General features: G+C 68.3%; 21 protein-coding genes and 1 tRNA gene. 11 read left to right on the top strand and 11 right to left on the bottom strand.

Going from position 1 to position 18,911, the window contains the following annotated elements:
• The first annotated feature begins 40 nt into the window (after positions 1–40).
• Positions 41–1,864 carry a Na+/H+ antiporter gene (locus QRO03_RS12950; protein WP_285137904.1) on the top strand — a complete coding sequence of 608 codons (1,824 nt, stop codon included), beginning with the start codon at positions 41–43 and terminating at the stop codon, positions 1,862–1,864.
• A 169-nt stretch (positions 1,865–2,033) separates the two neighbouring features.
• On the opposite strand, the gene QRO03_RS12945 is transcribed toward QRO03_RS12950, so the two are convergent.
• From QRO03_RS12945 to QRO03_RS12935, 3 genes are all read right to left on the bottom strand, one after another.
• Complete coding sequence (locus tag QRO03_RS12945; protein ID WP_285137903.1) at positions 2,034–2,846, bottom strand: shikimate 5-dehydrogenase; 813 nt, start codon at positions 2,844–2,846, stop codon at positions 2,034–2,036.
• 374 nt (positions 2,847–3,220) lie between these two features.
• Positions 3,221–3,430: a hypothetical protein gene (locus QRO03_RS12940; protein ID WP_285137902.1), complete on the bottom strand. Its 210-nt coding sequence runs from the start codon at positions 3,428–3,430 to the stop codon at positions 3,221–3,223.
• 23 nt (positions 3,431–3,453) lie between these two features.
• Positions 3,454–3,798, bottom strand: coding sequence for a YnfA family protein (locus QRO03_RS12935; RefSeq protein ID WP_285137901.1), 345 nt, complete (start codon positions 3,796–3,798; stop codon positions 3,454–3,456).
• A 172-nt stretch (positions 3,799–3,970) separates the two neighbouring features.
• On the opposite strand from QRO03_RS12935, the gene QRO03_RS12930 reads away from it, so the two are divergent.
• The 3 genes from QRO03_RS12930 to QRO03_RS12920 all read left to right on the top strand — a co-directional run bounded on the left by QRO03_RS12930 (position 3,971) and on the right by QRO03_RS12920 (position 5,859).
• Entirely contained in the window at positions 3,971–4,159 is a 189-nt protein-coding gene (locus QRO03_RS12930) for an alternative tryptophan synthase beta-subunit (protein WP_285137900.1), read from the top strand.
• 55 nt (positions 4,160–4,214) lie between these two features.
• Positions 4,215–5,204 carry a zinc-binding metallopeptidase family protein gene (locus tag QRO03_RS12925; protein WP_285137899.1) on the top strand — a complete coding sequence of 330 codons (990 nt, stop codon included), beginning with the start codon at positions 4,215–4,217 and terminating at the stop codon, positions 5,202–5,204.
• A 118-nt stretch (positions 5,205–5,322) separates the two neighbouring features.
• Positions 5,323–5,859 (top strand): DEAD/DEAH box helicase family protein, encoded by a 537-nt coding sequence (locus QRO03_RS12920; RefSeq protein WP_285137898.1) that lies wholly within the window; start codon positions 5,323–5,325, stop codon positions 5,857–5,859.
• A gap of 91 nt (positions 5,860–5,950) precedes the next feature.
• On the opposite strand, the gene QRO03_RS12915 is transcribed toward QRO03_RS12920, so the two are convergent.
• Positions 5,951–6,742: an SDR family NAD(P)-dependent oxidoreductase gene (locus tag QRO03_RS12915; protein WP_502883043.1), complete on the bottom strand. Its 792-nt coding sequence runs from the start codon at positions 6,740–6,742 to the stop codon at positions 5,951–5,953.
• Between the two features lie 106 nt (positions 6,743–6,848).
• Between QRO03_RS12915 and QRO03_RS12910 the strand changes: the two genes are divergently transcribed.
• Both QRO03_RS12910 and QRO03_RS12905 read left to right on the top strand, forming a co-directional pair.
• Entirely contained in the window at positions 6,849–7,217 is a 369-nt protein-coding gene (locus QRO03_RS12910) for a DUF732 domain-containing protein (RefSeq protein ID WP_285137897.1), read from the top strand.
• Positions 7,218–7,242: 25 nt separating this feature from the next.
• A complete protein-coding gene (locus tag QRO03_RS12905; protein ID WP_285137896.1) occupies positions 7,243–8,370 on the top strand; it encodes a recombinase zinc beta ribbon domain-containing protein in 1,128 nt (375 codons plus the stop codon).
• Positions 8,371–8,872: 502 nt separating this feature from the next.
• Here QRO03_RS12905 and QRO03_RS12900 read toward each other — a convergent pair.
• Entirely contained in the window at positions 8,873–10,138 is a 1,266-nt protein-coding gene (locus tag QRO03_RS12900; protein ID WP_285137895.1) for a DUF3500 domain-containing protein, read from the bottom strand.
• Between the two features lie 229 nt (positions 10,139–10,367).
• Positions 10,368–11,318, bottom strand: a complete 951-nt coding sequence (locus tag QRO03_RS12895) for a manganese catalase family protein (protein ID WP_285137894.1) — start codon at positions 11,316–11,318, stop codon at positions 10,368–10,370.
• Between the two features lie 314 nt (positions 11,319–11,632).
• On the opposite strand from QRO03_RS12895, the gene QRO03_RS12890 reads away from it, so the two are divergent.
• Both QRO03_RS12890 and QRO03_RS12885 read left to right on the top strand, forming a co-directional pair.
• Positions 11,633–11,986, top strand: a complete 354-nt coding sequence (locus QRO03_RS12890) for a DUF7882 family protein (RefSeq protein ID WP_285137893.1) — start codon at positions 11,633–11,635, stop codon at positions 11,984–11,986.
• Positions 11,987–12,135: 149 nt separating this feature from the next.
• Positions 12,136–12,444 (top strand): hypothetical protein, encoded by a 309-nt coding sequence (locus QRO03_RS12885; RefSeq protein WP_285137892.1) that lies wholly within the window; start codon positions 12,136–12,138, stop codon positions 12,442–12,444.
• A 415-nt stretch (positions 12,445–12,859) separates the two neighbouring features.
• Here the strand turns inward: QRO03_RS12885 and QRO03_RS12880 are convergent.
• Positions 12,860–12,933 (bottom strand) — tRNA-Pro (locus QRO03_RS12880).
• A gap of 144 nt (positions 12,934–13,077) precedes the next feature.
• Here QRO03_RS12880 and QRO03_RS12875 point away from each other — a divergent pair.
• The 3 genes from QRO03_RS12875 (at position 13,078) to QRO03_RS12865 (ending at position 14,956) form a co-directional block, all read left to right on the top strand.
• On the top strand, positions 13,078–13,656 hold the full coding sequence (locus tag QRO03_RS12875; RefSeq protein WP_285137891.1) for a GNAT family N-acetyltransferase: 579 nt from the start codon (positions 13,078–13,080) through the stop codon (positions 13,654–13,656).
• Between the two features lie 44 nt (positions 13,657–13,700).
• A complete protein-coding gene (locus tag QRO03_RS12870; protein WP_285137890.1) occupies positions 13,701–14,084 on the top strand; it encodes an RNA-binding S4 domain-containing protein in 384 nt (127 codons plus the stop codon).
• Positions 14,085–14,164: 80 nt separating this feature from the next.
• Positions 14,165–14,956 (top strand): bestrophin-like domain, encoded by a 792-nt coding sequence (locus tag QRO03_RS12865; RefSeq protein ID WP_285137889.1) that lies wholly within the window; start codon positions 14,165–14,167, stop codon positions 14,954–14,956.
• 36 nt (positions 14,957–14,992) lie between these two features.
• Here QRO03_RS12865 and QRO03_RS12860 read toward each other — a convergent pair whose 3' ends face one another.
• The 4 genes from QRO03_RS12860 to cmk all read right to left on the bottom strand — a co-directional run bounded on the left by QRO03_RS12860 (position 14,993) and on the right by cmk (position 18,879).
• Positions 14,993–15,895 (bottom strand): NUDIX domain-containing protein, encoded by a 903-nt coding sequence (locus QRO03_RS12860; RefSeq protein ID WP_285137888.1) that lies wholly within the window; start codon positions 15,893–15,895, stop codon positions 14,993–14,995.
• 175 nt (positions 15,896–16,070) lie between these two features.
• Positions 16,071–16,505, bottom strand: coding sequence for a DUF805 domain-containing protein (locus QRO03_RS12855; protein ID WP_285137887.1), 435 nt, complete (start codon positions 16,503–16,505; stop codon positions 16,071–16,073).
• A gap of 144 nt (positions 16,506–16,649) precedes the next feature.
• Positions 16,650–18,173, bottom strand: a complete 1,524-nt coding sequence (gene der, locus QRO03_RS12850) for a ribosome biogenesis GTPase Der (RefSeq protein WP_285137886.1) — start codon at positions 18,171–18,173, stop codon at positions 16,650–16,652.
• Complete coding sequence (gene cmk / locus QRO03_RS12845; RefSeq protein WP_285138027.1) at positions 18,163–18,879, bottom strand: (d)CMP kinase; 717 nt, start codon at positions 18,877–18,879, stop codon at positions 18,163–18,165. The genes der and cmk overlap by 11 nt, the downstream gene beginning before the upstream one ends.
• Between the last annotated feature and the right edge of the window lie 32 nt (positions 18,880–18,911).

Here is an 18,911-nt window from a genome sequence, read left to right as displayed (position 1 = left end):
CTCTACGCTGAGGTCAGGGGCACGGCGAAAGGCGGGACGCATGCAGGGACTCGAGATCACGGTTCTATTGGGCCTCTCCATGCTCGTGGGCACGGTGCTGGCGCCGCGACTCAGAGTGGCGACGCCCCTCGTGCTGCTCGTCATCGGCCTCGCCCTCGGGTTCATCCCCGAGCTGCGACAGATCGAGCTCCCGCCCGAGACGGTGCTGCTGCTGTTCCTCCCGGTGATGCTGTTCCGCGAGGCGTGGACGACGTCGCTGCGCTCGGTGCGCAGGTCGCTCCGCTACATCATCCCGATGAGCACACTGCTGGTCGTGGCGTCCGCCTTCGCCGTCGCCGGCGTCGCCACCTGGATGGGTGTGCCGTGGGAGGCCGCTCTCGTGCTGGGCGCCGCCGTCGCCCCGCCCGACGCGACCGCGGTCGCCGCCCTCGGCCGACTGCTCCCGGCGAAGACCTTCATGAAGCTGAAGGCCGAGAGCCTCACCAACGACGGCACGGCTCTCGTGCTCTACGCCATCGCCGTGGCGCTGCTGCTGGGCGATCAGATCACGCCGCTGCAGATCACCGGAATGGTGCTGCTGTCGTACCTCGGAGGAGCCGCCGCCGGCATCGCCGTCGCCGCCCTCGCCTTCTTCGCACTGCGGCGCATGCAATCCACCCTCACCATCAACCTCACCCTGGTGCTCGTGCCGTTCGTGGCGTTCCTCATCGCCGAGATCATCGAGGCGTCGGGGGTGCTCGCCGTCGTCTTCGCCGGTCTCATCGTCGCGTGGGTGTCGCCGCGCATCACCACCGCGATCAGTCGCCGAGCGGCGGATGCCACCTGGCCCTTCGGCGTCTACCTGCTCAACGGTGCGCTCTTCGTGCTGATCGGGCTCGAGGTGCAGCTCGTGCTGCACGAGATCTCGCCGTCCGAGATCGGCATCCTGCTCCTCATCACTCTGGCGGCGTGGATCGCGCTGTTCATCGTGCGCTACCTCTTCCAGTGGCTGTTCTCGCCGTTCTCGCGTCCCCCGGCGGCGGCGTCGCGCTCGCTCCGGCACCGCTCGCGGGTGGTGAGCACGGTCTCGGGCTTCCGCGGGGCCGTGTCGCTCGCGATCGCACTGTCGGTGCCGACCGTGACGGCCGCCGGCGATCCCGTTCCGGGGAGGGATGCCATCGTCTTCGTCACCGCGGGCGTCATCGTCCTGACCCTGCTGGTGCAGGGGCCCCTGCTGCCCGTCGTGATCCGGTGGGCGAAGCTGCCGAGCGACGACGCGGCGATCGAGGAGTACGAGCTGGCCGAGCGCGCGATCTCGGGCGCGGCGCTGGCCGCCCTCGACGAGCTGGCCGTCGAGCACGGGGTCAGCGACCGGGTGCGCGACCGTGCGCGCCGCGAGGGCTATGAGCGACTGGAACTCGCGAACGCCCGGGCCGTCGCCCGCCAGCGCGCGGCGGAGGAACGCGACCTCGCCGAACTCGACGCGTCGCTCGACGACGAGTCACCATCGGCCATGGGACCGATCCCGCCGGGCGCCTCCAACGACGACGATCGCGAACCCTCTTCGGGCGCGGTCTCGCGACCGCCCACCGACGGCCGGGTCATCGACTCCACCGCCGACGCGGGCGCGGGTGCGGCGAGGCCCATGACGGGGCCGTTCGAGATGCTCGCCGTCAGCGACGACATCGACGTCACCCAGCGCTCCCCGCTCCTCCGCCACAAAGAGGCGCAGCGGCTGCGTCTGGCGATCCTGGATCGCAAGCGCGAGGTGCTGCTGCGCCTGCGCCGAGAGGGCACCATCGATGACCTGGTCGCGCGCAAGATCCTCGCGGGCCTCGACCTGGAGGAGATCCGCGCGCGCGGCGCCGACAAGACGGTGGAGTGACGCCCGCGCGGCGCCGACAAGACGGTGGAGTGACACGCGGGGAGATAACCGCGCCACAGCACTCCGGCCGCCCGGATGCGCAGTGTCGCCGCCCGTGCACTCCCCGACCCCGTCGCAGCGGGCCCCCACGCGAGTGAGCCCCGACGTCCATCGCAGCGGGCCGCCGCGCTCAGGCGCGCGAGTGCGCTGACGCCCGCCGAACCTGGTCGAGGGTGGGGGTGACGCCGGTGTACCGCGCGAACTGGCCGGCGGCCTGAAGGGCGATCACCTCGGCACCCGTGATCACCGCTTTGCCCGCGTCGCGCGCGGCACGGATGAGCGGCGTCTCCGCCGGGAACGCCACGACGTCGAACACCGTCTCGGCCGCGGCGATGTGCTCCGACGAGAAGGAGAGGGCATCGGCATCCGCCCCGTCCATCCCGAGCGGGGTGACGTTGACGATGATGCGGGCGCCGGGCTGCGGGTCGTCGGCGACCCAGCTCGCGCCGTACGTCTCGGCGAGCGCCGTGCCCGCCGCGGAGTTCCGCGCCACGACCGTGAGGTCGGTGAAGCCCGCGCCGTGGAAGGCGGCGACGACGGCCTTGGCCATTCCCCCCGAGCCGCGCACGAGGACGGATGCCGCGGGGTCGAGGCGGTGGCTCTCGATGAGGCTCGCGATGGCTTCGTAGTCGGTGTTCGACGCGGTCAGCACTCCGTCGTCGTTGACGATCGTGTTGATGGAGCCGATCGCCGCGGCGGACGGCTCGATGCGGTCGACGAGGGGGATCACCGCCTCTTTGAAGGGCATCGACACCGAACAGCCACGGATGCCGAGGGCCCGCACGCCCCCGATCGCCGCCGCGATGTCGGTGGTGGTGAACGCCTTGTAGACGAAGTCGATGCCGAGTTCGGCGTAGAGGAAGTTGTGGAAACGCGTGCCGATGTTCGACGGGCGACCCGACAGGGAGATGCAGAGGGTGGTGTCTTTGCTGAGCTCGGGCATGGGTCTCATCTCGTCGCGTGGGCGGATCTCCCATGCTAGGGCGGGCACGCGGGCGAACACGATGCTGCAGACGGAGCCGTCGCGTCGGGCGGCGCCTTGCGAGGAGCACGGACGCGCGGGAGTCCGACCCGGCACGACGAAGGGCCGGAGCCTTTCGGCGTCCGGCCCTGTCGTGGTGGACCTCGCACAGAGGTCCGGGGCGATTTACGCTCCCCCGTTGATCACCGACAAGTACGACCCGAACGGACGCTCGGTCTCGATGGCGGCGAAATCGTCGGCGATGCCCTCGTGGGGCGCATTCTCATTCTTCATTCGATGAGTGTGGCGCAGGAAACGGCGGAGGGCAGTGCACTTGACACTGCCTAATATCTCGCCTAGCTAACTACTTGAGCCTCTAGGCTTTCGATCCGCTGCTCGAGATACGCGATGTAGTCCGCCATGTACGACAGCTTCGCCTCGAGCCGGTCGAGGCGAGGACTGACGTGCCCTTGGTTGTAGCTGAAGGGCACCTTGAGCGGGTTGTCGGAGTCGATCTTCGCGATCACGGCACGCAGCCGGTTCACGTCTCCGGGCACGTTGGTCATGCTCGCCAGCGTACGCCCGCGGCTCAGTCGACCGCAGGCGTTGACGGGGCGAGCATGATGATCCCCGCTCCCACGAGCGCGACCGCCGACCCGATGTAGTCCCACATGGTCGGACGGAAGCCGTCGACGACGATCCCCCACGCCAGCGACCCCGCGACGAACACCCCTCCGTAGGCGGCGAGCACGCGCCCGAAGTGCGCGTCGGGCTGCAAGGCGGCGATGAACCCGTATGCACCGAGGGCCAGGATGCCGAGCAGTGCCAGCCACCACCCGCGATTCTCGCGCACCGCCTGCCAGATCAACCACGCGCCGCCGATCTCGGCGACGGCGGCGAGCGCGAACAACAGGATGATGCGGGCCGTGGTCATCCCGCCATTATCCGGCGAGGGATCGGCGATCGTCGCACGCGGTGAACGGTCCCGTGACGCGCGACGGGAGCTACGAACGCCTTCGTTACGGCCGAGCACCCGGCACGTGACGCTCCAGGAACATTCCGCGAGGCACGACATTGTTTTGGCTAGATTCCGATCGGAGGTGCTCATGTCCCGACCCCGAACCGTGACGCACGTCTACACGCTGCAGGACGGGTGGCGGAAGTCGCTCGAAGGCCCGTTGACCGTGGAACTGGCCGAAGACCTCCGCGGCCGAGGCGTGTCGATGGTGCGCGCCCGTCGCGGACTCTTCGACGTTCGCGAGGTCTCGCTGCTGAACGAGTCCTCGCCGCGATGAGGGCCCGACACGCAACCACCCGGTCGCTCCGCCGAGAGCGTGACAGTCTCGACACGTGAAAGCCTTCCGATGCCGCGTGTGCGGCAATGCCCTGTATTTCGAGAACTCCGTCTGCCTCTCCTGCGGCACGGGGCTGGGCTACTCCCGGGAAGAGGCCGACATCGTCCCGGTCGACGGCTCGGGACGCTACGTGGATGCCGCGGGGCTCGTCTGGCACGTCTGCCGCAACCTGAACCTGTCGGGGTGCACGTGGCTCGCGCGGTTCGAAGGCGGTCAGTGCGCGGCGTGCGATCTGACACGGGTGCGGCCGAACGACGCGGATGCCGAGGGGCTCTCGCAGTACCCGGTGGCCGAGCGCGCAAAGCGCTGGTTGCTCGTCGACCTCGACCGCCTCGGGTTCCCCGTCGTCGGCAAGCATGAAGACCCGCAGCACGGCCTCTGTTTCGACCTGCTGTCGAGCGTGGCCGAGAACGTCACGATCGGCCACGCCGACGGGGTCATCACGATGGACCTCGCCGAGAGCGACGACGCGTATCGCGTGCGCGTGCAGGAGCAGCTCGGCGAGCCGTACCGCACCATGCTCGGACACTTCCGCCACGAGGTGGGCCATTACATGCAGTGGCGTCTCGTCGAGGACACCGACCGCATCGCCGAGTCCCGACGTCTGTTCGGTGACGAGACCGCCGACTATCAGGCCGAGATCGACCGCCACTACTCGGAGGGGCCGCCCGCGAACTGGTGGGAGCGCTACATCTCGACCTACGCGACCATGCACCCCTACGAGGACTTCGCCGAGACCTGGGCGCACTTCCTCCACATGACCGACACGATTGAAACCGCCCACATCTACGGCCTGGCGCGCACGTCCGGCCCCGAGGACTCCCCCACGTTCCGCGCGTTCGTGACGGACACGTGGATGCCGTTGTCGACCGCGCTCAACATGGTCAACCGGTCGATGGGCAAGGCGGATCTGTACCCGTTCGTCATCCCGGACCCGGTTCTCGACAAGCTCGACTTCATCGCGTCGCTTCGACCGGAGTGCTGACGGGCGGGCTGAGCCTCACGTTCGACTTCGCCGCGTCGCCGCGGCTGGAGCACCGGGGCGCGCCGAGGCTCGGTGTGCTGACCCTGCTCTCGGTGCGAGCCGCGGGTAGTGTCGCGGCGTGCGCATCGTCGTCTCCGGAACCCATGCCAGCGGCAAGAGCACGTTAATCGCGGACCTCAGGCTGCGGCATCCGGAGTTCGAGGTGCTCCCCGATCCGTTCGAGCTCCTCGACGAGGCATCCGACTCGCCCTCGGCCGCGATGTTCGCGGCGCAACTGCGCCTGTCGGCCGACCGGTTGATCGTCGAGACCGCGAGTGACCTGATCGCCGAGCGCGGTCCCCTCGACTTCTTGGCCTACCTCCTCGCGTGGGCCGAGCTGTCGGGGGGCGAGCTGGACGAGCAGGTGAGAGATCACGCGACCGCTCTGATCGTGGCGGCGATGCGGACCGTCGACGTGCTGGTCGTGCTGCCCCTCACCACGCGTGATGCGATCCCCGTCTCCGACGACGAACACATCGCTCTGCGCGAGACGACGAATGACGTGCTGCTCGAGCTGATCGACGACCCCGACCTGGTCGCCGGTCACGTGCTCGTGCGCGAGATCACGGGGACGCCGGCGGAGCGGGTGGCGGCCGTGGAGGCGTTCTTGCCCTGATGCGGCGCGGGGGCGTGCCGCCTCGGCCGGGACCCGCGCCCGCCCGGCCGGTCGGAGCCGCGACCCGCGGCATCCGGGGCGTGGGGAGGTCTCAGGGCAGGATGCTGTCGACGTAACCTCCGTCGACGCGCAGGGCGCCACCGGTGGTGGCCGAGGCGAGCGGTGACGCCAGGTAGGTCACCATGTTCGCGATCTCCTCCGGCTCGATGAGTCGGTGGAGGAGCGACTGCGGCCGGGCCGTCCTCATGAACTCCCGCTGCGCCTCGTCCCACGGCAGGTCTCGATCGACGAGTTCGTAGACGAAATCCTCGACGCCCTCCGTGTGCGTGGGACCGGCGATCACCGAATTGACCGTGACGCCGGTGCCGGCCGCCGCCTTCGCGAACCCGCGCGACACCGCCAGCAGCGCGCTCTTGGACGCGCCGTAGTGGATCATCTCCTCCGGGATGACGACGGCCGAGTCGCTTGCGATGTTGAGCACCCGCCCCCATCGGCGCTCCATCATGCCCGGCAGGGTGAGTCTGATGAGGCGTGCAGCCGACACGACGTTCGTGTCGAGGAAGCGATGCCACTCGTCGTCGTCGATGTCGAGCGCCGGGGTGGAACCGAAGATCCCGAGGTTGTTGACGAGCACGTCGACGCGTCCGACCTCGCGTACGAGCTGTTCGGCGCCCTCGGCGGTGGTGACGTCGGCGGCGACCCCGCGCACTCCCTCGCCGAGGATCGACACGGCGTGGTCGACGCGTGCGGCCGTGCGACCGTTCACGACGACGTCAGCCCCGGCTTCGCGGAGGCGTCGCGCGATCGCCAGACCGATCCCCTGCGTGGACCCGGTGACGACCGCGGTTCTCCCCTCCAGATCGATGGTGATGGTGCTGCTCATCTCGTACCCCTCCCCTGTTCCCGACCGACGCTACTCTCGGGCCCCGCCGCGACGCAGGGGGATGACACCCCTCGCCTGCGCGCAGGGGTTCGCCTACGCTCGCGGCATGAGGAAGATCGGCGCCTTGGCGGCCGCCATCCTGGCGGCAGGGATGTTGTCGGGGTGCGGCGCGCTCCCCGTCGCGCCGTCGCGCTCCGCCACCCCGACGGCGACGAGCTCCGCGGCCGAGGAGGCCTTCGCGCAGGAGACCGCGTATTACACGGCCTTGCGCAAACAGCTGCCGCAGACCGACCTCTCCAACGCGGGCCTGTGGATCGACCTCGGCCGGGCGGTCTGCAAGGCGTTCGACAACGGCCTCACCCCGAAAGAGGTCTTCGACTCGATGAAGGGCGGCGCGATCTCGGAGCCCGAAGCCAGCGCGGTCGTCGTGATCTCCGGCATCCATCTGTGTCCGGAGTACGCGCCCACGCCGTGAGTGCGCGCTGACGCACATCACCGCCATGCACGGCATGCAGTCGGAACGTCTGCGTCTTCGGCGCTGGACCCCGGAGGACGCTTTTTTTCACCGTCGGCTGTGGGAGGAGCGCGATCCGCGGGTCCCCGCCCGGCGGCGGATCAGCGCCGACGGTCACCCCACCCTCGCCGAGATGCAGCAGCGGCTGCTCGCGAAGATCCTCCGCGACCCGTTTTACGCCGGCACCATCCGCTTCAAAGGTGCCCTCTACGCAGGACGCCACCAAGCCATCATCGACAAAACCACTTTCCTGGCCGTCCAGAAGATCCTCGATCGCCGCAACCGCAAGGGCGACCGGGATATCACCCACTTTCACTACCTGAAGGGCATGCTCGCCTGCGGACAATGCGAGTCAGAAGGCCGGACCAGCCGTCTCGTTTACAGTCAGAATGTCGGCAACGGCGGCACTTACGAGTACTACCTATGCGCCGCCAAACAACGCGGCAACTGCACCATCGGCACCATGCGGCTCGACGACATCGAAGCAGCCGTCACCCGCGCCGTCGCCGCCGAACGTTTCCACACGGAATCCGTGGACACCATCAGACGTGAGGTCACCGCAGCGATGGAGACGCTGCAAGCCGCCGACAGGGAATTAAAGGACGGTCTGCGGAAGCAGCTGACCACGCTGGAAGCGCAGGAGGATCGACTTATCGACCTCGCCGCCGACGGCACGATGCCTAGTGACAAACTGCGCGGCAGGTTGAATGAGATCACCCTTCAGAAGGCCTCCATCAAAGAGCGGCTGGCTAAGACGGAGACGCACCTCCGATCGGGCGCCGAACGCGTCCTCGCATACGTAGACCTCCTCGATAACCCCGGTGACCTCTACACCAGCCTGGCGCGGAGTACTCGCCACGACATTCTGGCCGCGTTTTTCAAGCGCCTCACCGTGTTCGTCGAAGACGACGGCATACACATCCGTCCTGTCCGCACCGACGTCAACGAAGCGCTCCACGAGTGGCAAGCGAGCGCCAGTTTCACAAACGAAAGAGCCTCCCGCGTTTCCGCGAAAGGCTCCTCTTCGTCGACCAACCAGAGGGACTGCTTGTCCAATGGTTTGAGTAACAATCAATTGGTCGGGATGACAGGATTTGAACCTGCGACTCCTTGATGACCTCACCGGTTCAGACACCAGCGGACAGAGACGGGCACGAGCCCGCACAATCCCCGTCTCACCGGGCGAGGAAGCGGGTCCCTGTCGTGGTCGCGTCGGCGAGCCCCGCTGAGGCCTTCGTGTGGTCGCGGTACCGCCGCAAGCCTGGCTTTGATTGGTGGGCTGATGCTCGCTAGCCGCGCCGCTCCCGCCGAGGAGGAGTCCGCACCGGCGGGGAGCATTCCTGTCGCGGAGGAGACGCAAGCGGCGCCAGGACCTGCGCCAGAGCCCGAGGTAGTGTCTCTAGACGGGGCCGTGGGAGCAAACGAACAGGAACTCCGGCGGTGCGGACGAACGGGCTCGGGACGACGTCCGCCCAGTCCTGCTCGATCCACCTGCGGTCCGACCCGCTGTCAAGGCGTGCCGTTGGTGATCTGAACGACATCGCGAGCGACGCGCGCCTATGAGAACGGCGGGCTCTTCTGGTGAGCCGGCCGTCCGCATGTGGTGAGCTTCATGCTCAGGCGCCACCGCCGCCGGGGCCTCCGCCCATGCCGGTCGACGCCTGCTGCTCGACGCTGCTGGCGTAGTCGTTGGAAGGGTCGCGGTAGATGGTGTGCACGTGGCCCCAGCCCGAGGTGGTGACGCCGGCGACGTCAGCGCCGGCCGAGCCTTGCTGTGCCTGGAAGGCGATATAGACGTTCGGCCCCGAGATCGAGAAGTTGATGCCGTCGCCGGTGGTCATGTCGTAGGTGGTCTCCCCCGACCACGCGATGACGGTGGTGTCCAACGTCGCCTCGATCTTCGCGAGAGCATCAGCGGTGGTCTGCTCGTCGGCCATGCCGACCCAATTGGCCATCAGCTCCAGCAGTAGCTGCTTCTGCGAGTCGGTCAGGTCAGCGCCCGTGAGGCCTGCGCCGGCGGAGAAGTCGCACGTGTCGCCGGGGGCGCACATCGACACGTCTCCCGAGGTGAGGGTGGCCTGTTGCTCGGCGGTGAGGCTGTTGTAGAACGCGAAGGCGGCGGTGTAGATACCGTCGAAGGGCTGAATCTCGGTGCCGCTGTCGTCGGTGTAGACCGCCGGCTGCACCCCGAGGTGTGTGGGGGCGAAGGTGATGGCATCCGTCGATCCGTCGAGGGTGGCGTTGATGCCGAGGTGGTGACCGCCGAACTGCACTTCCCAGGACGAGGTGTCGGAGGGGTCACCGAAGAACGCGATGTAGTACTGCCCGAGCACGCCGGCATCGCCCGAGCTGGAGTAATCGGCGAGGTACTGGTCGCCGTTCATGATGCCCACGACCGTCGCGTGGGCCTCGTCGCTGAGCAGCGACTCGAGCACCGCGAGGGCCGCGGTCTTTTGCTCGTCGGCCAGGTCGGCGAGGTTCAGCCCTGCGCGCTGGACGAAGGTGACGGGGAAGTTTGACCAGGACGTGGTCTTGGTCTCGTCGTCGAAGGCGTAGAGCACGGCGTCGCGCTGCTCGTCGCTCAGCGTCGCGAGGAACGCCTCGGCGGCGGCGGCGGTGTCGGTGATGGTCTCGGCGGTCGTCGTGGCCGAGGTGCCGTCGGTGTCGGTCGTCGTGGCGGCGGTGGTCGTCGCCGTCACCTCCTGCGTGACCGAGGTCGTCGCGGTGGCGGTCGGTTCGACGGATGCCGTGGCCCCCGCGCAGCCGGTGAGGGTCACCGACAGCAAAACGGCGCCGGCGGCGAGTGCGGTGAGAGGGCGGGCCCGGTGGACGGGGGTGTCGACGTCGGAGCGGTGGAAGCGGGAGAGGAAGCCTGCGTGCATGTCCACGATGGTGGAGGTGCCACCCAAACGGGCCCCTCACTGAACCTTGGGCGTTCCTATGAGAGCGCTCGCCCTCAGCGGGCGCCGACACGTATCCCGTTCCCTCCGCAGGCGGCCAGTGAACGAGACGGGTGTGACGGTTGCGTGCTCGCGCTGCGTATCCGACCACCCGCTTCCACGCAGCGCCGCACCCCAGCTCACAGAGGTACGGCGCTACGGGTGGCGAGCTCTACTTCATGCGGCCGAAGGTGGCGTCGATGTCAGCCATCTCCATCGCGGCAGTCGCTTCGATCAGCTCCCGCAGCTGGGCGTCGGCGCCGGGCGAGAACTCCTCCGGGCGTTCGGGCGCCACTGTGATCGGCGTTCCGACGGGGGCCTGCTCGCTGGCGTCCAGCTGCGTGCCGTCGTTCGAGGGCGAGGCGCCTTGGAAGATCTTGCCCGCCTCTGACTGGTTGCCGAGGTCGAACGAGTACTGCTTGCTCTGCAGACCCAGATCGACGAGACGCTTCACCTCGGGGAACTGTTCGGCGTTCGTCTTCGGGATCGGCAGCGAGGTGCGCCAGTTGACGCCTAGCGTCTCGAGTGCTTTCGCGTACGCGTTCTCATGGGCCTGGTCTCGAACGATGAGGTAGGAGATGGTGCTGCGGGCCATCTTGTTGTCGGTCATCTCGTATAGGCGGCACTTCTGCAGGCGCCCGGTGGATTCGAGCATGAGGTTGTACAGCAGGTCGAGGACCAGGTTGCCGGAGTTGTAGACGTAGCTTCCCGACCAGGGGTTGCCCGCTGCGTCGACGGGCAGCGCGCCCTGTGCGCCGACCAGGTAGTGGTGGATGTTGCTGTGGTCCACGGCGATGCTCAGCGGCGTCGCGCCACCGGCGCCGGGCTGATCCACTGGATCGGTGGGCTTGCCCTGGTAGGCGGGTGAACCGTCGAGGAGCCGGGAGATCGTGGTGCCGATGAGCTCAACATGGCTGATCTCCTCGGTGCCGATGCCCTGGATGAGGTCCTTGTACGCCTTGCCGGATGGGCCACGGAAGTTGATGCTTTGGAACAAGTACTGCATCATCGTGCGCATCTCGCCGAACTGTCCGCCCAATCCCTCCTGTAACGCGTTGGCCGCGGCGGGGTCGGGCTCGTCTTGAGCGATTTCGTTGATGAACTCCTGCAGGTGAAAATACATGTCGCCTCCAAAGGGGGATGGTCTCCGAAGTGTGTGGCGCAAACCCTCCTTTGCGCGGCCCCCTCGCGATCTTCGGCCATGCCGGATACTCTCCCGCCGGCGCCGGCCCATCTCCCCCGGCCTTGGCCGTCGATCGAGCATCGTTTCTCCTGGCACCGCCTAGTGGTCATCTGCGGTGAAACGAGTGAAAGAACTCGCTCACTGGAAGTGCGGACCCGGTTCACCCACCCCCGCAATCCTGCTCAGCCGACAGGGGGGAGGCGCTAAGTTCTCATCGAGACTCACTACCGAGGGGCACAGAGGAGAGTGGCATTGTGGGGAAGTTCATCTACGAGAAGGACACCAAGGCCGACTTCGAAGATCGTGCCCTTGCGCATTTGCAGGCGGTGATCATGGCGAAGCTGCGCCGCGGCGAGTCGTTCTCATTCTCATGGAAAGACGACCTGAGCACCGGCGGCGGGCGTACCAGCGTCTACCTGCACGCTCATTCCAGCATCGTCTTCAAATTCAGCGGAGGACGCACCCCGCAGCTGAACCCGTCGTGGCTGCATGCCCTCACCGACACCGCCAACTCGGGTCGCGGGCTCTACCTGGTGCCGGAGCCGCAGTCACCCATCGCCCACGGTCAGCGCGAGGAAATGGTGTTCAAGGAAGTCCCCAACGTCTGACAGTTGACTCACACTCGGGATAGCGGCACGACGCCACTCTGTCGGTGCTCTGTGCGAGACAGCTTGCCCTGTCGTCTTCGGCGAACACACGTGCGACCTAAGCGCAAGCGGGGTACGCGCGAGGCAGAGTCGGGGCTACCGTCCCCGCCATGTCACACACCATCCAGCGGGCGTTCCTTACGGTCGCTGACGTGACCTATCCTCTCGCTTCCATGGAGCACGTCGACGTGCTGAAAGCCGCCATCAGAGACGCCGCACGATCCGGGGGCGACTTTGTCGAGATCCCCCTGGATGCGGGCCGGCGCGTCAGCATCTTCGCCACCATCGCATCCGTCATCTTCATCACAGTCGACATCGTGGAGGTGGGCGTCGGCACCGAGAATGGCGAAGAAGCCACCGACTGCTCTACGGCTTCCCCCGGTATGTACGACGTCGATACTTCGTTCGACGTCATCTGACCCCCAGAGGGCATTGAAGTGACGCCGCGGTGGGCATCGTCTCAGCTCGTTGACAACCCACGTGCCCATTTCGCGGGAGAGATGTGTGGTCGGGGTCCCTTATCGACAGGTGGCGACATCCCACTCACAACACCATCGTCCGCAGAATGCGCGACGTTGATCTATCGGCCTGGTTGGGAGGGACGCGCATCCGCCTCCCGTGAAGCTGTTTGCTCCGGTCGCCGCTCGTCGCGCCCCAAAACCGTCCCTCTACCCAAAGAGACCCCGCGAGCACCGTTTCCCACCGCAGCGGACCTCGAGAATCCAGCGACCGACGGCGAGAACACTAATGGCCCCTGCGAACCCGCAGGGGCCGTTAGTGTTCTCCGACTTCGTCAGCCTGTTTTGCAATCCGTATTGCCAACAGCCCTATCTGTCGGGATGACAGGATTTGAACCTGCGACCCCTTGACCCCCAGTCAAGTGCGCTACCAAGCTGCGCCACATCCCGTTACCCGCGAGCGGGCAACTCGTCTATCTTAGCCGCTCCGCGCGCGTCTCGCGAACCAGCGGCGCCCCGGGCGTGTGCGGGTTCGACGAGGGCAGGCGGGGCAGAGCATTGCCGATGTCGGAGCCCCTCGGTACGGTCGCGGACATGACGATCGAGATCCTGCCCGCCACCGGTGACCGATTCGACGACGCGGAGGTCGCCCTCGACAGCGGTGACGGCCCCGAGTGCCAGTGTCAGTGGTGGATCCTGCCGAACGCCCCGCGGAAGGAGGCGTCCGTCGACGATCGCACCGAGATGTTCCGCACCGAGCTCGCCGGGGATCGCCCACCCGGCCTGATCGCCTACGTCGACGGCGAGCCGGCCGGCTGGGTGCGCGTCGGACCGCGCACGACGCAGCCCCGACTCGTGCGCACCCGCGACGTCACGGCATCCACCGAAGAACCGCTGGACGCCGACGACGTGTGGGCCGTGTCGTGCTTCGTCGTCCGCACCGAGCACCGCAGGAAGGGCCTGACCGCCCGACTCCTCGAGGCCGCCGTCGCCGTCGCCCGCGAGGGGGGCGCCCGTGTGATCGAGGGGTATCCGCTCGACCCCGCCGCGGCGAAGAAATCGTCGAACCAACTGTTCCGCGGCGTCCTGCCCGTCTTCGAGGCGGCGGGGTTCACCGTCGTCGACCGACCCAAGCCCGACCGCGCTCTCGTGGCGCTGACGCTCGGCGACTGACCCGCCGTCTTACGATGGAGGTTCGCCGAACGGGGACCCCACACATGACGGATGCCAGCACCACCGCACGCGTCGACGCGTGGCTGTGGGCGATCCGCGTCTACAAGACCCGCTCGGCCGCGACCACCGCGTGCCGCGCCGGACACGTGCGCGTCAACGGCGAACGCGCGAAGGCCGCTCAACCCGTGCGGCCGGGCGACGAGTTGCGCGTGCGCGTCCAGGGGTTCGACCGGATCCTCGTCGTGAAGAAGACGATCGCGAAGCGGGTCGGCGCCGCCCTCGTGGCCGAGTCCGTCGACGACCGCACTCCCCCGCCCCCGTCGAAGGAGAGCATGCCATTCGTACCGGTCCGCGACCGGGGTGCCGGTCGCCCCACGAAACGCGACCGTCGCGAGATCGAGAAGCTCCGCGGGCGCGACGGCGATTAGACGGCGCCGGAGGGCGCGAACAGCATCCCCCGCGAGCGGCGGATCTGCGATGATTTCGTACACCCTCCGGAAGGAAGCCGATGCCGTCGTTCTTCGATCTTCCGGTCTGGGTGGGACTCCCCCTCTTCGTCCTCGCCGTCGTCGGGGTGTCGAGCCTGCTTGTCCTGCTCCTGCGTGGATGGGTGCAGAAGGCATCGGCGGGGCGGGGCGAATGGGACCGGATCCTGAGCTACGCGGTCGGGGCCTACGGCATCATCTACGGGGTCACGCTCGGCCTCATCGCGGCCGGGGCGTATGGGAATTTCGCCCTCGTCAACAGCGTCGTGGTCCAGGAGTCTTCCTCCGTCGCCGTCCTCTACCGCGACGCGGGCTTCATGAGCGAGCCCGCGGCATCCGATCTCAAGAGCGCGCTCGTCGCGTACACGAACGCCGTCATCACTGAGGACTGGCCCCTGCAGGAACAGCGGATCGCCCCCGAGGCGACCGACGAGTACGTCACCGAGGTTCAGCGGGCCATCGCTGAGTTCCAGCCCGCGAACGACTCGGATGTGGTCGCGAAGTCCCAAGCCATCGGCGCCTTCAACACGTTCGTCACCGATCGGCGCGAGCGCATCTCGCTGACGCACCTGTCGCTGCCGTGGATGCTGTGGATCGTCATCGGTGTCGGCGCGGTCCTCAACGCCGTGCTGCTCGCCCTGATCGAGGTGAAAGACCTACGGATCCACCTGCTGATGAGCGGACTGATCTCGACGTTCCTCGCGATCCTGGTCTACTCCATCGCGGGCTTCGACCACGTGTATTCCGGACCGATCGCCGTCACGCCGGAGCATTTCCGCGACCTGCTCACCGGACTGTTCGCTCACGCGCCATAACGCACTGTCGGCGAGACCTCGCGGGCACAGGTTCCCTCAGCCGAGGAGGTCGCGCAACCATCCCGAGCCGCGCACCGATGCGCCGAGAGCCTCGACCCTCGCCGCGAGACCGCGGTCGCTGGTCACGACGATGAGCGGGTCCCACGCTGCTGCCAGCTTCTCGGTCACCGCGACGATCTGATCGTCGCCGGAACCCGACGCCCGCCACACCGCCACGAAATCGTGGTCGACGTCGGCGGCGCGCGCCTCACCCTCGAGGACGGCACCGACGAACGGGAACCATCGCGTCGCGGGAAGCCCCAGCTCAGTGGCATCCACTCCCCCCTCGGCCAGAGCCGAGAGGCGGGTGAGCAGACGCCCGGCGGCACCCGCGCGATCCTTCCACCAGCCGTCGGGAACCGAACCCACGACGTTCGCCACGTCGACGACGATGGCGGGACGCACGTCGAGGGCGGCACGCAGGGCCGGCCAGGCGGAGGCGAAACCCGGGTGAAGGGGCAGCGCATCGACCTCGTCGACGGGCACCCAGGCCAGCGCCACGCTCTCGGGGTCGCTGATCACGGGCTCGAACGGCGCGGTGACGTCGGCGACGAGGGTCGTGTACGACCAGATGCCGAGATCGAGCACGCTCTCGAAGCGTGCCTGCACGGCATCCTCGGGTACACCGGCCTCTTCGCCCGATTCGCGCAGCGCGCCGTCGCGCGCCGACTCGCCCTCGTGTCGGGCACCGCCGGGCAGGGCCCAGGTGTCGCCGAAGTGACTCCACGACACGCGGTGCTGCAGCAGCACGCCCCGCTCGGCGTCGAGGGCCAGCAGCCCCGCGGCACCGAAACGACCCCAGTACTTCTCACCGGTGGGCGCGACGACCCAGGCGTCGCCGGGATCGCGGGGCCCGTGCGGACGCCGCGGTTCGTGCGCGGCGGGAGGCTCGATGGTCATCGCTCTCAGCCTCGCACACCCGCGCGCACCCGGCACCGCCGGCCGGCACTTCGCACCGCGGCGGCGGCTCGATCACGCCTGTGCAAGAGGAGCGTCCCCGCGTCACGCGACCGGCGTGATCATCGAACGCGTCCGACGCCGCTCGCGCTCCCCCACGGCGCGCCGGCACCACCCGTCAATCGAAACGCGCGCCCTCGGGTCGCGGGCCGAGCACGGTGAAGACCACGAGCACAAGCACGCCGATCACGGGCACGAGCGCAAGGAACACCCAGAAGCCGCTGCGGCCGGTGTCGTGCAGGCGACGCACGAGCACCGCCAATGTCGGGATGAAGGTCGCCACGGCCCAGATGACCCACACGAAGGTGAGGATGACGCCGAGGGGGCCGGTGATCGTCATCGATCCGTCGGCCTCGAGGCGCACCCCGTCGGTCAGCGTCGGCAGCGCGTTCAGCACCGCGCCGACGACGGAACCCACCAGCACCCACCACCAGTACTCGCTGCGACTGGCACGACCGCGGAACGTGGCGTACTTCGCGAAGAAGCGGCGGACGGCCGCTCCGAGAGGCGCGCCGTAATACGGCTGGTCGAGGGGTGGTGCGACGTGGGTCATGACGTGTCTCCCGTGCAGGTACCGGATGCCGCGTCGGCTCCGTCGCCCGACTGTATCGGGGTAGCGGCGTCAGCCCCGTACCCTTGCACTCACGCACGAACGCCCCGACCCCCGCAAGGGGAACCGGGGCGTTCGCGACGCGGGTCAGCGCTGGCGCTTCTCGCGGATGCGCATGTTCAGCACGATCGGGCTGCCGTCGAAGCCGTAGATCTCGCGCAGGCGCCGCTGGATGAACCGGCGGTAGCCCGGGTCGAGGAACCCGGTCGTGAACAGCACGAACGTCGGCGGACGCGTCGCCGCCTGCGTGCCGAACAGGATGCGGGGCTGCTTGCCGCCGCGGAGCGGGTGCGGGTGCTCGGCGACGAGCTCCGAGAGGAAGGCGTTGAACTTGCCGGTGGGGATGCGGGTGTCCCACGATTCCAGCGCCGTCTCCAGAGCGGGCACGAGCTTGTCGAGGTGACGACCGGTGCGCGCCGAGATGTTCACGCGCGGGGCCCACGCGACGTGCGCCAGGTCCTGCTCGATCTCGCGCTCGAGGTAGCGGCGACGGTCCTGGTTCTCCATGTCGTCGTCGTTCAGGCGGTCCCACTTGTTGAACGCCAGCACGAGCGCACGGCCCGACTCGAGCACGAGGTCGATGATGTTGAGGTCCTGCACGCTGATCGGCTGCGACACGTCGATGACGACGACCGCGACCTCGCTCTTCTCCAGCGCCGTCGAGGTGCGCAGCGACGCGTAGAAGTCGGCGCCCTGCGACAGGTGCACGCGGCGACGGATGCCGGCGGTGTCGACCAGGGTCCAGAGCTTGCCACCTAGCTCGACGACCTCGTCGACGGGATCGCGGGTGGTACCGGCGAGCTCGTTCACGACGACGCGCTCTTCGCCGGCCGCCTTGTTCAGCAGCGACGACTTGCCGACGTTGGGACGACCGAGGATCGCCACGCGGCGCGGGCCGCCGATCTCGTACTTCGCCACCGCAGAGACCTCGGGCAACACCTTCATGATCTCGTCGAGCAGGTCGGCGACGCCGCGCCCGTGGATCGCCGAGACGGGGTGCGGCTCACCGAGTCCGAGGTTCCACAGGGCTGCGGCCTCGGGCTCGTGGCGGGCGTCGTCGACCTTGTTCGCGATGAGGAACACCGGCTTGCCGCTCTTGCGCAGCAGCTTGACGACGTGCTCGTCGGTCGAGGTCGCGCCCACCGTGGCATCCACCACGAACAGCACGATGTCGGCGAGGTCGATCGCGACCTCGGCCTGCGCTGCCACCGAGCGGTCGATGCCGCGGGCATCGGGCTCCCAGCCGCCGGTGTCGACCAGTGAGAAACGCCGGTCGAGCCACTCGGCCTTGTACGTGACGCGGTCGCGGGTGACACCCGGGGTGTCTTCCACCACGGCCTCGCGGCGACCGAGGATGCGGTTCACCAGGGCCGACTTGCCGACGTTCGGGCGGCCGACGATCGCGACCACCGGCAGCGCCGGCAGGAACTCGATCGCCCCCTCGCCCGAGGCGAGGCCCGCCAGCAGCTGGGCGTCGTCCTCATCGAGGTCGAAGTCCTCCAGCCCCGCGCGCAGCGCTTCGGCCCGCTGTTCGGCGAGCACCTCGTCGAGCTGCTCCATCTTCTCGGCGAGCTGGTCGGGCCCGCCTTCGTACTCGTCTTCAACGCCCATCGCGGGCTCCCATCGTGGAGTCGACGACGCTCAGCACGGCGTCGACGGTCTGTTCGAAATTCAAGAGGGTCGAATCGACGACCTCGACGCCGGGGGCGGCGGTGAGGAAGTCGACGACCGTGGAATCGGCGGCGTCGCGGCGGTGGAGCGCTGCGGCGACCTTGGCGGCATCCTGATCGGTCAGCTCGGCGCTGCGCCGCGCCGCCCGCACCTCGGGGGCCGCGGTCAGCAGGATGCGAACGGGCGCGTCGGGGAACACGACCGTGGTGATGTCGCGACCCTCGACGACGACACCCGACACGGCGGCGGATGCCACGAGCCGGCGGAACAGCTCGTTCACCGCCTTGCGCACCGGCGCGACACGCGCCACGCCGCTGACGGCGTCGGTGACGCGGGGCTCCCGGATCGCCGTGGTCACGTCGACGTCGCCGACGCGCACCCAGCGGTGGGTCGTGTCGAGTGAGATGGCGTAGTCGAAGTCACCGAACACATCGAGCACGGCGCTGGCGTCGGAGGTGTCGGCCCCGTGCTGGAGCGCGTGCCACGCGAGGGCGCGGTAGGCGGCGCCGGTGTCGAGGAAGCCGTAGCCGAGTCGCACCGCCGTCGCCTTCGACACGCTCGACTTGCCGCTGCCGGCGGGGCCGTCGATCGCGATGACCACCGGAGCGGATGCCGCGCCCTCGGGCGCCGACCCGTCGACCGGCATCGTCAGCGGCGTCGAGACACCCGAGCGGAAGA

The organism is Microbacterium sp. lyk4-40-TSB-66 (assembly GCF_030209475.1).
GTDB lineage: Bacteria > Actinomycetota > Actinomycetes > Actinomycetales > Microbacteriaceae > Microbacterium.
This window is presented reverse-complemented; position numbering and strand designations above follow the sequence as displayed.